This window comes from Lederbergia lenta NBRC 16444, assembly GCF_001591545.1.
GTDB classification, from domain to species: Bacteria; Bacillota; Bacilli; order Bacillales; family Bacillaceae_C; genus Lederbergia; species Lederbergia lenta.
The window spans coordinates 213,565-227,873 of record NZ_BCVC01000001.1 but is presented as its reverse complement, the minus strand read 5'-3'; the positions used below and the strand labels follow the sequence as shown (position 1 = coordinate 227,873).

The window sequence follows — 14,309 nt, the reverse complement described above, 5'->3', positions numbered from 1 at the left end:
TTAATTAGCTTCGTAACGGTCGTAGGCAGTTTGATAAACTTCTACAATCTTATCTATACCGATGTCTTTAGCTGTTTTTACATATTTATCCCAATTAGAGATTGGCTCCGCGCCTGTAATAAATTTCGCTTCCATTTGTTCTACATAGGCAACGATGTCTGCATTAATACCTGCAATTTGATCCAATTCCTCTGCTGTCAAGAATAATTGTGGCAATGCGACTTGCCCGTACTTAAGAATTTTCTCTTCTGTTTCTTTATCTCTGAATTGATCATACTCACCAGCAAGACTAGCTGCATACTCTTCATTTGTCCACATAGGAACTGGAATTCCGTATGCTGGTGTTAATGTCCCACGAATATCCTCTGCCCCTTCTTTCATTTTTCGTTTTGTTTTAGCGTCATCAGAATACTCCCACACATCACCTTCATCCAATCCATGTAAGAACGCAGCTCCTTCTGGTGAATAAGAATAATCGATCCAACGCATTGTTGCTTCTGGATATTTATTTACTTTGGAAATAGCAAATTGGTTAATACTTTGTCCAGGACTGATAGGAATCACTGGGTTATCAACGTTAGGACCGGTTACAGGTTGCATCATTGGGTGTTTCGTTCCCTCTTCAGTTCCCTTAAACGCTCCCGGACTCCAGTTTGCAAATAGACCAACTAGATTATTTTTACCTTTCGCACCTTTTTGTTCCCCTGTTTGAGAAAATGCTTCATGGTCAAACAAATCTTCTTCCCATAGTTTATTCATATATTCTAGATATTCTTTAAATTCTGGTTGGATTGCGCCGTATTTGACTTCTCCATCATACACGCCTTGTGCAAGTTCATTAATTCCAAAGAAGCCCATAAACCACTGTCTAATATCCCACATCTCTGCAGCTGTTAATGGAATTTCATCTTGCTTCCCATTACCGTTTGGATCTTCTGTTTTGATTCTTTTCAATAGTTCATACAGTTCATCAGTAGTAGTAGGTAATTCTTTCACATCCAAAGCTTCTAAGAAGTCACCGTTATACCACATTGGATGAATATTCCAAGGTAATGTGCGGTCAACAGCTGGTAATGTATAGATATGACCATCTAGCGCAGTAATTGTTTTCTTAATATCAGGATATTGTTCAAGCATTGCTTTAATATTTGGTGCATATTCATCAATTAAATCTTCTAAAGGTACTAATAAGCCTTGTTCACTGTATTTAGTGACATCACTATTCGTTAACGCCGCCGCATAGAATACATCTGGAAGCTCATTACTAGCAAAGAGTAAGTTCTTTTGTGTTTCAAAACTTTCATTTGGTGGTGTATTAAATTTAAATGCAATATTCGTTTTCTTTTCCATTTCCTGAAAAAACTTCATATCCTCCCATTTTGCGACCCCGACATTCGGTCCAAACATAGAAAGTGTGATTTTCTCATCTACAATCGGAAAACCTTCTTTTTTCACTTCAACATTTTTTGCGTTTGAATCATTTGATTTTCCTGCTTTTTCTTTAGATCCACAGGCAGCCAATACGCCAACTAACAACAAAATAACCATAAAAACTGATATACTTTTTTTCATTGTTATCCCCCTAAAATTCACATTTAAATTTATTTATTAAAACATTGATAACTGAGTTAATTTCATAATTGCTTAACCAAATCACAAACCCGTATACTCATATAAATGTGCTTTTAATCATTCGTTAATATAAAACTTTAACTTTGTTCGAACATTATAAAATGGATTCAACCAACTCTTTTCAAACCACCTCCTTAAATGAATGCATCTTCATCATCCTTTTACTGACCCGATCATAACTCCTTTAACAAAGAATCTTTGCATAAATGGATATATGACAATTAATGGAAGTGTCGCAATAATGATTACTGCATATTTGACAGTATCTGCTATGGTAGCTTTATTTTGGAGCGCTTCCACTGTAGATGCATCCATTGTCATTTCTGCACTCATTTCTTGCAGTACTAAAATTTGTCTGAGTACTAGCTGTAAAGGATATAAATCTTGATCTCTAATATAAATCAATGCGTTGAAATAACTGTTCCAATGCCCTACTCCGTAGAACAAAGCCATAACAGCGATAATTGGTGCAGACAGCGGTACGATAATCTTCAAGAATAATGTAAAGTTACCAGCCCCATCCATTCTCGCCGATTCTTCAAGTTCACCAGGTATTGTGCTTTGAAAGAATGTCCGACATACAATGACATTGTAGACCGAAGCAGCTCCTGGAAGAATCATAACCCAAATCGTATCAATGAGCCCTAAACTCTTGATCAGTAAATAGCTTGGAATTAATCCTCCACTAATGAACATTGTGACAAGCATAAGCCCCATTATAAACCCACGTCCGACAAAATCTTTCCTCGATAATGCATATGCCGCCGGGATTGTTACTAACAAATTGACTGCGGTTCCTAAAAAAGTATATATCAAGGTATTTTTATATCCAATCCAAATTTGTGGATTTTGGAAAACCATTTTATATCCTTCAAATGTTAGACCTTTCGGTAAGAGCCACATTTCTCCAGAGTTAACGAATTTTGGGCTACTGATTGAAGCACTAACAATAAAGATAATCGGATACAAAACAATGATTAACGCTAATGATAGAAATAAATAGTTAAAAACTTTAAATATTTTATCCGAATATGTATCTTTAATCATATTTTTATCTCCTTTCTTACCACAAGCTAGCTTCTGATTTCTTCCTTGCTATATAGTTTACTGTGATCAATAAGGACGCATTAATTACAGCGTTAAATATATCAACAGCAGCACCAAAGCTATATTGTCCTTCAACAAGTCCTATTCTATAAACAAACGTCGAAATTACATCGGAAGAACCCATATTTAATGCATTTTGAAGTAATAGTATTTTTTCAAAACCTACTGATAAAAAGCTTCCCACATTAAGAATGAGTAGAATAATAATTGTCGGTATGATTGCTGGTAGATTGATGTGCCATATCCTCTGCCATCTTGTTGCACCATCTATCGTAGCAGCCTCATGCTGTTCAGGGTCCACTCCCGCCAATGCTGCGAGATAAATAATCGTCCCCCACCCTGTGCTTTGCCATATTCCTGACCATACAAAAACACTTTTAAACCAACCTGGTTCGGTTAAGAATGAAATTGGCTCAAATCCCAAGGCCTGTATAAAGAAGTTAATAATTCCAGTTGATGGCGTTAAGAAAGTAATAATAATTCCTGACATAACAACAACCGAAATAAAATGAGGAGCATATGTAACAGTCTGTACAGTTCGCTTAAAAATCCCATCTTTTGCTTCATTAAGTGAAAGCGCCAATATAATTGGTATTGGGAATCCCGCTAAAAGACTGTAAAGACTAATTCCGACTGTATTCTTTATTAAGTCCCAAAAATAATATGAATTAAAAAAACGCTCAAAATGCTTAAATCCAACCCAGGGGCTTCCTAAAATCCCATCAACTGGGTTGAAGTCTTTAAATGCAATTTGTATCCCATACATTGGAAAATAGGCAAAAACAATAATATAAGCTACTAGTGGTAGTGCAAAAAGATAGAGCTGCCAGTTTTGAAAAATCATTTTTCTTTTATATGTTTTTTGTCTTCGCTTGAAATCCGGATCATTCATGTCCATATTCAACTTTTTTCTTTCCTTCTTTACATTCACTTCTCCTATTAGAGGCGAAGTAGTTGTGTCTACTATTTGTTCTTTAAGAGCACTCAAAAATCCAACCTCCCCTAACTACTATTTTTTATTGGTGTTTCTAAGTTTATATTAAAGCGCTTTCTACAACTTTGTAAATGTGTAGATTTTAAATGGATGAAAACACTTACAAGTCAATGTTTTCGCATTATTGAATGATTTACACATTGAAGTAAGATTTGACACATGTAAAAAAAACCATGTAGCTAAACACTACTACATGGTTTTTTCATAGTTGAAAAACGAATATTTAATTCTCCTTCAACTGTATATTAATTTCCTGTGTGTTCATCGAATCACTGCCAACCATTACTTTAATATTCCCAGGCTCTACTACAAATTTCATTTCGTCATTCCAAATTGCCAATTCCTCTTTTCCTATTAAAAACGTAATTGTTTTTTGTTCACCTGCTTTAAGCCAGATCTTTTTAAACCCCTTTAACTCTTTTATTCTTCTAGTCACACTGGCTTCCAAATCTTTAATATACAACTGAACCACTTCTGCACCAGCCATTTTCCCAGCGTTTGTTATATCTATTCGTACTTCCACTAATTGATTATTTTCTATTTCTTTTAGTTGTATGTCAGATCGGACAAGTCGTAGATTGCTATATTCAAATTGCGTATAACTTAAGCCATAGCCAAATGGAAATAACGGTGCAGCCGTTGTATCGATATAAAGCAATTCTCTCCCTTGATCTTTATGATTATAATAAACCGGAAGCTGTGCGGATGATCTCGGTAAAGATACAGGTAGTTTTCCACTAGGGTTCACATCTCCAAAAAGCACTTCTCCGATCGCTTGCCCGCCTTCTTCTCCAGGATACCATCCGCAAAGTATAGCATCACAATCATCCATTATGCCTGTGACCGCATGTGGTCTGCCTTGAATTAAAACGGTAATGATTGGCTTACCAGTTGCAGCGATCGCCTTCACTAATTCCCCTTGCACACCACCTAATTGTAAATCGGCTAGATCAACTCCTTCCCCACAATCCATCTCACTGGAATTCCCAGAAATAATGGCTGCACCATTCGTGTCAAATTGAATATCAAAATTACGCATGCTACTGCCACCCAATGCGAGGACAACGACATCCGCTTGTTCAGCAGCTACAATCGCTTCATCAAAGCCCGCTTTTGATTCATCCCTAATACTACATCCTTTTGCATAAATGACCTCTGATTCTGCGATATTACGTATACCTTGAAGTACTGTGATGCCTTTCTCTTTTGCTTGAACTGCTGTATAGTCTCCTAGCTGATTGTATATTTGGTTAGCATTCGGTCCAATTACAGCTATTTTTGTATTTTTGCTTAGTGGTAAGATATCTGCCTCGTTTTTCAATAACACGATAGATTCTCTTGCGACTTGTAAATTGACTTGGCGAAAAGACTCATTGCCAACTACATTTACCGATACTGTTTCATCGATAAATGGTTGATCGAATAAACCTAAAGAGAATTTTAAACGTAGTATTCTACGAACCGCTCGATCAATGAGCTCTTCCTTCGCTTTCCCGTTTCTCACTGCTTGCTTCAATGTTGTAAAAGAAGTATCCCATAAACTTAAATCTACTCCGGCTGTTAGTGCCATCGCCGCTGCCGATTCATAATCACCCGCCTGTATGACTAAGCGATCAATCGCTACCCCATCCGCCATCACAATCCCTTCATATCCCCATTCTTCTCGAAGGATTTTCGTTAATAGCTTTTCATTAGCATGGCAGGGTATCCCATCAATTTCATTATAAGCTGCCATACATCCAAGGGCACCTGCTTCTACACCTGCCTTCATGCCTGGAAGATGTATCTCACGTAATTCCCTTTCACCTATATTAGCTGGAGCAGCATTTCTCCCACCTTCACCAGACCCTTGTGCTGCAAAATGCTTCAACACCGCAATAATTTTATCCTGCTTATGTATGTCAGATCCATCTCCTTGCATCCCCTTTACAGCTGCTACTGTCATTTGGGACGCTAAATAAGGATCTTCACTATAACATTCCTCTGATCTCCCCCATCTAGGTTCACGTAATATATCCAAAGTGGATATCAGACCTAGATGAGCGCCGCGCGAACGGACTTCCGCGGCCACATGTGCATAAGCTTCTTCCATCAACTCTGGATTCCAAGTACTGCCTGCACCGATATTAGTTGGAATCATCGTTCCATCTAGTGCCTGATGGCCATGAGGACACTCTTCAGATAAAAGCACTGGAATGCCCAATCTCGTGTTTTCTTTTACATAACGCTGCACGAGATTCGCTGTTTTGGCACTTTCATGGGGAGGAATACCATTTTCAAACGTAACTTCTGACCAAGGATCTGAACGGAATAAACCGTATAATGCCCCCATCCCTTCCCCAAATGTCACTTGCTTCTTAAATTCTTCTGTTAATTTGATACCGTCTTTTGTGCGCCTATATGCATTCCAACCATACATTTTCTGATTAAGCTGTCCTACTTTTTCTTTTAGAGTCATATGGGATAGTAAATTTTCCACACGTTCATCAATAGAAAGAGAGCTATCTTTATATCTCATCTAGTCACACTCATTTCGATTTATTTTAAAAAACCAACTCAACACGCAAACATGTCGAATTGGTATGTTAACTTCATTCAGTAGAAGTCCCACACTTCTATAAGTGCTGGGATAAATGCAATTTACCTAATTCAGTGGGTGTGCAAACCCGGCTGAATTAAATCTGGACGCAATTCCGACGAGGCTTTATTGATTTTGACTCAGTCATTATTTAAACGGATTGTTTTTACTTCAAATGGTTGAAGGTCGATAACTAATTCTCCATCTTCTACTGCAAGCGTAGATATATGCTCTTCTAATAAGTTTGTTTCCTCTGCCGAATTTAATGAACCTGCTATTTGCATATTTATTTGCTCTCTACCACCACCAGATTCATAAAATCTAAGTACTAATCCACGCTTGTCTTCTGAGGGCTTAACTGTATCTAATACTCCGTGTTTCCCTCTGATTTTCACAAAACTATGTTGACTAGGTAATACACCTTCGTGATTAGTCGTCGTTAATACACTGATTGGGTGATTCAGTTCATAGCCTCGTCTTACTATATTCGCTTCCTGCCAATTTCCCTCGTGTGGATAAATAGAATATGTGAATTCGTGAAAGCCTTGGTCCGCACCCGGGTCTGGCCATTTAGGGGCGCGTAGTAATGATAGTCTTAAAACATTATCTTTTACGTCATATCCATATTTACAATCATTTAATAAGCTAACCCCATAATTTGTTTCCGAAAGGTCGGCGAAACGATGTCCACACACTTCAAATTGAGCTTGCTCCCAACTCGTATTTGTATGTGTCGCTCTTTCCACAGTCCCAAATGGAATTTCAAATGCAGCCCTATTAGTCAATACATCCACAGGAAAGGCTACTTTTAATAATTTATGTGCTTCTTTCCACTCCACTTTTGTTTCAAAGTCAATTCTCCGTGTATGGTGATAAAAGACGATATCCTGTTCTAGCATAGATTGTGATATAGACCATTTAAAACGCAAAATGTCTTTGGTCTTCCCCTTCTGAATCACAGATACAGATAATAATTTCACTTGATCTGCCTGTTGCTCTGCAAATTTCGAATCGATATCCCAAGCATCCCAATACAAAGGCCGATCATGGAAAAGTTGCAATTGATTGGCTGTTTCTCCGGATTTAACCACTTCGCGCTTTGCTTTTTTATCATATAAACGCGATATTTCTCCGCTAGCATTCCACTCCACTTGGTAAAAATCCGTTTCCCAATGACCATTAAATTCATTCGTTTCTATTTCTTTTTTTACATGATCTGCTTTTAACCAAATTGTGCAATAGCCCATCTCTGGAATACTTGGTATATATACAGACAATTCTAGTTCTTCCTCTTCAAGTCTCTGTATATCACTAGTTAATAAAGTACCATCCTCATCGTAGGCTCTTACTTCCAATAGTTCAGGCCCACCTTTAATTATGATTGTCTCTGATCTTTCCCAAGACAAACTATTAAATAATAGAACGGGTACACCATCGCCGGCAGTGTTTATTTGGCTTTCAAGTGAGTGAAGCACGTTTTCCTTCTCACCGCTACCAATCTTAAATATTTCTTGATAATCCGACTCTGACTTCACATATACATCCGGAATCGATGTACCAGGGATGATATCGTGGAATTGGTTCAATAATAATAGTTTCCATCCAGCTTCCATATTTCTAGTGTTTCCTGAAGCCCCATACAAAGAAGCAAAACTTGACCAAATTTCAGCATCGCGATATAACACTTCGGCCTTGCGATTCCAGCGTTTATTTCGTGCATGAGTTGTATAAGTCCCACGATGAAGTTCAAGATACATGTCTCCTTGCCAGGTAGGCAATGTTGGATCTGCCTTTTGAACTCCATCAAAAAATTCATGTGCGGTACTATAGACGCAGCTTGGTAATCCAGGTAGATCATCTGAGCGCTCTACATATTCAAGCATCTCTTTCGTTACACCACCACCGCCATCACCATGTCCATACAGGAGCATTTGCTCTGGATGGACTGATTTTTGTTTATAGCTATCCCAATGATCTTGGATTTCCTTCGGATGTGTATATTCATTCACTCCGTGATTAACATAAGATATAACGCTCGTTCCATCAATGCCAATCCAATTAAAAAGATCATAGGGAAAAGCATTTGTATCATTCCAATTCATTTTAGTTGTCATAAAATAATCAATGCCTGCTTTACGAAGCAGCTGTGGTAAAGATGCACAATAACCAAATGTATCTGGAAGCCACTCAATTCGCGGTTTCACTCCGAACTCTTCTTGATAAAACTTCATTCCATAAACAAGTTGCCGTACAAGCGATTCCCCAGATGGTATATTCAGATCAGGTTCCACCCACATTCCGCCAACCACTTCCCATTTTCCAGAAGCAATATGTGCTTTCACCCTCTCATAAATATCCGGATAATGTTCTTTTATAAACGCATACGCTTGCGGCTGACTTTGCGCATATCCGAATGCTGGAAATTGATCTAATAAAGTACTCATCGTGGAAAAGGTCCGACTACATTTCCGAACTGCTTCCTTTAATGGCCATAGCCAAGCTAAATCAATATGTGATTGGCCTACCATATGAATTTTCCCATGAGAATATCCATTTAACTCTGCTAATTTGTTCAATAACCTTGTTTCAATTGACTTTACCCAAGCTTGATCTTTTAGCTTCTGTTCACTTTCATTTAAGACAAGCTCAGAAGTCTCCTTTAAAGCCTTTACAATTATCGATTGCTTTAAATCGCCAACTGACATTGTTCGAGCTGTTTCAAAATAAACCTTAACCGTATATAGTAAACTCTCGACCGCAGCGTTGACACAAATTAAATCACTTTGTAGAAGGATAAGTGGAGCAGGATTATATTCTGCTGGTTCATTCTGGTGATTCAATGTATCTAGTGGCTGAGCAGCCGGATTGAACAGCTCGATTTTCAAATCATAGGCATATTTTCCATTTCTATTTTTCGGAAATGGGATATAACTGCGATTTCTATCAATCCCATGATATGGGACACCATCTATTGATAAAAGGCCTTCATGATGCGTACTCACCTCGGGTTGTCCAACTCTAAATTCTACTCCAACGGGATAATCATCCCATTCAGCTGGAACAGTAACAGACTGTTCTAAAAACATCGTTACCCCTGTAGTAATTAACTGATCTCCGACATGAATCATTTCACTTTCGGACTCTTCATAGATATATTTACTTGGTTCCTTATATTGAGCTCGTCTAGCTGCCCACGAACTAATATTTAAGGTTTCTAATCTTTGATGTCCACTTAAATATTGAATAAATCGATTAATTCTTCGCAATGTTAATAACTTCCTTTATATGTTTTTAAGAAACTGTTTATATATCTCAATTGAATCGAAATACATGTGCAATTGGAGCATGTTCTCCAAATTCTGTTTCAGGAAGTTCAATGAATATGCCCTCATTCGATGAAGTATATTTAATATTTTCAGATCCTCCGACAATATCAACACTATTCACTTGGTCTGTGTATGGAATAAAGATTTCCTGTTTAAGAGGAGAATCTTCGTTTTCATACATATAGAAGCAGTAAACGATTTCATTTTTTCGTGTGAAGGCGATGTTCTCTTTATAGTATGGCGCACACATTCTTGTTCCATATACGGCTTCTCCATATACTTTCAACCAAGCACCCATTTCTTTCATTCTAGTAACTGCACCACGAGGTAATCGACCATCTGGCTGTGCAGCGACATTTAAAGCTAAGTTTCCACCCTTGGAGATTACTTCTATTAATAATTGGATAAGTTCACGGGTAGGTTTATAATCATCCTCATAGCGGAACGAGAATGCAGATCCCATCGTGATACAACTTTCCCACGGAACATCCATCGGATTTTCCGGAACGGCTTGCTCAGGTGTAATAATATTTTCATAAGGTCCACCAATTAGACGATCAGCTGAAAGTAACCATGGCTGTTTTTCGCGTGCCTTGTCAACTAACTCACCTAGACGGATATCTTGCTTACTTCTTGGTGAGACCCAGCCAGCATCAAGCCAAAGCACTTCAACCCTGCCGTATTCTGTTAATAATTCTAACATTTGCTCATGAGTAAATTGCACAAACTCTTCCCATAGATCTGGGTGTTCTATTGGATCATAAGATGGGCCACGCCACATCTCTGTTCCTCGCTCCATACCAGGTTTCCAATATGTAGGTGTGTGCCAATCCGCTTTTGAGAAATAGGCGGCAACTGGTAAACCTTTTGCACGAAAAGCATTAAATGCATGCTTTACAATATCAGCATATTTGTGCGTATGAAAAGGGGAACTCGGATCAGTTATTTTATAATCTGTCGTCTTTGTATCCCACATGCAAAAACCATCATGATGTTTTGTAGTAAATAAAAAGTATTTAAAGCCGCCCTCTTTTGCCAATTCTGCCCATTCATCCGGCTGAAAACGGACCGGATTAAAGCTTTTATTCAAATCGAAGTACTGCTTTTTAAAAACCTCTGGATCAGACTCCCAGTCAACATCTTCCCTTGACCACTCAGCATCGTGATCACTCAATGCCCAAGACTCTACTAATCCTAATTGCGAATAAGGCCCCCAGTGCATCATAAAGCCAAGTTTTTGATCTTTAAACCATTCTATTTGCTCTAGAAGTTCGGGTTCTTCGGGTTTTACCCAACCTTTTTCATTGCTAAAGTGATGTACTCCATTCTCTACTTCTACTTTTTCTTCTTTCACTTCTGTTGCTTCGATATTATTTTCTGGCATTAAGATTCCTCCATTAACTTAATATAAGAACTTTCTCACAGTAATTTTAGGGTTACTATCATTGCTTTGTAAACATGTAAAATTCTCTCGTGTTGAAAACCCTTTCTCTCACATCTTTTTCTAAAAGACATGAACTACATACGTATGTAAAATATTACATAGTCATAGTGCCTATATACGCCACCAATAGAGTGAAGACTGACTTGACATTTTTTTTTATCTTCCCTAACATGTAGAAGACATAAATAAAAAACACTTCTTAGGAAAATTGGTGATGAATGTGATTAATACAAGAGGATTTGCTGGGCTATTTTTTGGAGTTTCAGAATGGATTTTCAGAGTTATGTATGTACATCTTCTTTGGGTAATCTTCACTATTTTAGGGTTAGGTATTTTGGGCATTATGCCCGCTACATCAGCAGTTTTTTCTGTTGTTAGAAAATGGCTTATGAAGGAAGAGGATATCTCTATCTTGCCTTTTTTTTACAAAACTTATAAAAGCTCTTGGAAAAGTTCCAATCTTATAGGGTTAGTGATGCTATTGATAGGTGGTTTTCTTTATCTAGACATTAAAATTTCTCAGGAATTCTTAAAATTTGCTCCGTTACATATATTTTTGCTAATACTTAGTTTTCTATTTTTTATGACTTGTTTATATCTCTTCCCAGTTTTTTCACACTATAATTTAAAGCCCTTACAATATATAAAACAATCATTTTTGCTTGCGCTATCTCAGCCTTTATATACTATTTCAATTTTTCTTTGGATATTATGCGCTTACATTATTTTCATTAAAATTCCTGTTGTATATTTTTTTATGGGAGCTTCCATCTTGTCTCTCCCGATCATGTGGTTTAGTTTAATGTCATTTAATAAATTGGCAAAAAAGAAAATTCAATAGTTTTTGAGAGAATATGTAACAAGGAGAAGAATTCCGCATGAAAAAAAGACCAACTTCCAGATTGCAACTATCTTATATAATTTCATACATGTTAATATTCATTGTTCCTTTCTCGATAATTTCGCTGATCTTTTATTTTAATTCAGTTAATAGTTTAAGAGAAGAGATAGAAATATCTCACATAAATAACCTAAAGAATATTAAAAATATCGTGGATGATCGGATGAAAGAGTTAAATAACATTGGCGCTCTCATTTCCTATGATCCTAAATTATCACCTTATCGAGTTAGCTTGAATCAATTTCGACCCGAAGCAATTGATGAACTTAAAAAGTACAAAGAAAACAGCGCCATTATTGATGATCTATACTTATATTATTTTAAGCAAAATGAAATTTTTTCCACTAATGGTCATATGTCAGTTAATACTTTTTTAGAGTATCAATCTAATGTGCAAATAGCAGAAAAAGATGTTTTTATGAATAATTTGAGGGATATAAACATTCCAGGTATTTCCACTTCCGTTAATATATTCGATAATAATAATCCAACCTTTCTCTACCCGCTTCCACCTGGACCAGTCAGTTCATTTGGGGTTGTCTTTATGAAGTTAGAAGATACCTTTTTTAAAAATATGATTAATAATATTTTAGGCAGTTATGAGGGCATAGTACTTATTTTTGATCAAGAAAACAAAGTCATAGCCACCTATTCCAATGAAAGTGAAAAATTGAAAGTTGCTGATGTAAAAAGCATTCTAGACAAAAACGGTACGATTAGTGAATTAAATATCAATAAAGTAAATTATTCCGTTTTAAAAGTTAAATCTGAAACAAGCCAGTGGTCCTATGTAACTGCCTTGCCTACAAAGCAATTTTTTAGCAAAGTGTCCGAATTCAAAACATTCATGCTGCTCATTTTATTATTTATAGCTATTGTTGCTACATTTCTTACAATATATATTGCACTCAGACAATATCATCCTATCGAGAAAATGCTAGATACCGTGAAACGTAAAGACACTTCCTATCCAGTCAGCAACAAAAATGAATTAGATAATATGCGGATCATTATCGAGAATCTATATGCGCAACACGAAGATTTAAACAATAAGTTTGAAAAACAAGAACCATTAGTTCGTGATCAATGCTTAATCACCCTTCTCCAGGGTCATATGAAAGCCGTTAATCAATCGAAAGAATTATTCCAGTCTCTAAACCTAACTTTTACAGGAAATTATTCCTTTGTGTTCGTTACCTCTTTTTCCAAAGAACAATTAAGCGATATTGATATGAGGGAATTGGAATTAGCATCTAGTCAATTATTGCGGAATGCAAAGTTGTATAGTGTAGAGTTAATAAATGAAAAAGTTGTTGCCTATATCATTAATGGTAACGTTTCTAAAAAGGGGGAGAATCAAAAGTTCTTATCACAATTTATGCAGCTACTGATGGCTAATGACAAGAACCTCTGCATAGGCGTTGGCAAAACATATAAAGGGAAAGAGTTTATTAATCGCTCATTTATTGAAGCATCTGCCGCTTTTGAGCATGGTATATCGAATCAAATTAGCGGTGTCATACTATTTGACGAGATTAAAGAACAGCAAGAAACAATGTGGCTACCAAAAACAGATTTACTTAAATTAACCCAAAGTTGCAAACAAGGGAATGTCGAAATTGCTACTGAAGCTGTCAAATTACTCACAACATGGCTAAGTGAAAGAAATGCACCTATTCACCTGATTAAACATATGCAATACGACATTATTAACACAATTATCAAAACTGCAAGTGAAACTGGCATTTCCATTAATTTAAAGAAGGCTAGTTATCAACTAGATGTAACATCTATCAGACAATTTGAAATTGACTTAATCGAATTAGTAAAAGAAATTTGTATAGAAATCTCCAAAAAGAAGGAAAATCAAAAAAGTCAATTACAATTTGATATCTTGAAATACATCCATGATCATTTCCAAGACTATACGCTAAGCCTTGAAAATATGGCTCAAAATTTTAATTTATCTGCATCCTATTTAAGTAGGTTTATTAAAGATGAAACGCAAAAAACATTCTCACAATATGTCTGGGAATTAAGACTCACCGAAGTGAAAAAGCAATTAACTGAGACCAACTCTCCTATTAAGCAGATAATTTCTGATGTTGGCTATATCGATGCTCCAAATTTCACCAGAAAATTTAAAAATTCAGTGGGACTAACACCTAGCGAGTATCGAAATATACACGCCAAACACAGTAAGCTGTCCTAATAAATGAATAAGCCACCAATTAATCGATGGCTTATCCATTTCTATTTAGCTTTCTATCCTTTTGAAGCGCCATTTAATTTTTCAAAGCACTTGATCAACTTGAAATTAACACAAC

At 36.6% G+C, this 14,309-nt stretch carries 8 protein-coding genes; 2 read left to right on the top strand and 6 right to left on the bottom strand.

Translation table 11 applies throughout. The features are described from left to right. The 6 genes from BLE01S_RS01035 to BLE01S_RS01010 form a co-directional block, all read right to left on the bottom strand. Positions 1-1,572: a type 2 periplasmic-binding domain-containing protein gene (locus BLE01S_RS01035; RefSeq protein WP_066136239.1), complete on the bottom strand. Its 1,572-nt coding sequence runs from the start codon at positions 1,570-1,572 to the stop codon at positions 1-3. Positions 1,573-1,785: 213 nt separating this feature from the next. Then, positions 1,786-2,679, bottom strand: a complete 894-nt coding sequence (locus BLE01S_RS01030) for a carbohydrate ABC transporter permease (protein WP_066136236.1) — start codon at positions 2,677-2,679, stop codon at positions 1,786-1,788. 16 nt (positions 2,680-2,695) lie between these two features. Beyond that, the gene (locus tag BLE01S_RS01025; RefSeq protein ID WP_231955933.1) at positions 2,696-3,631 is read right to left on the bottom strand and encodes an ABC transporter permease; all 936 of its coding nucleotides are present in this window, start codon (positions 3,629-3,631) and stop codon (positions 2,696-2,698) included. A gap of 325 nt (positions 3,632-3,956) precedes the next feature. Then, positions 3,957-6,251, bottom strand: coding sequence for a glycoside hydrolase family 3 N-terminal domain-containing protein (locus BLE01S_RS01020; RefSeq protein ID WP_066136233.1), 2,295 nt, complete (start codon positions 6,249-6,251; stop codon positions 3,957-3,959). A 200-nt stretch (positions 6,252-6,451) separates the two neighbouring features. Beyond that, on the bottom strand, positions 6,452-9,577 hold the full coding sequence (locus BLE01S_RS01015) for an alpha-mannosidase (protein WP_066136228.1): 3,126 nt from the start codon (positions 9,575-9,577) through the stop codon (positions 6,452-6,454). A gap of 46 nt (positions 9,578-9,623) precedes the next feature. After that, entirely contained in the window at positions 9,624-11,021 is a 1,398-nt protein-coding gene (locus tag BLE01S_RS01010) for an alpha-L-fucosidase (protein WP_066136223.1), read from the bottom strand. A 274-nt stretch (positions 11,022-11,295) separates the two neighbouring features. Here BLE01S_RS01010 and BLE01S_RS01005 point away from each other — a divergent pair, with 274 nt between their 5' ends. Together BLE01S_RS01005 and BLE01S_RS01000 are read left to right on the top strand one after the other, a co-directional pair. Further along, positions 11,296-11,922 carry a YesL family protein gene (locus BLE01S_RS01005; RefSeq protein WP_066136218.1) on the top strand — a complete coding sequence of 209 codons (627 nt, stop codon included), beginning with the start codon at positions 11,296-11,298 and terminating at the stop codon, positions 11,920-11,922. A gap of 37 nt (positions 11,923-11,959) precedes the next feature. Beyond that, entirely contained in the window at positions 11,960-14,194 is a 2,235-nt protein-coding gene (locus BLE01S_RS01000; protein ID WP_066136217.1) for a helix-turn-helix domain-containing protein, read from the top strand. Positions 14,195-14,309: the final 115 nt, after the last annotated feature.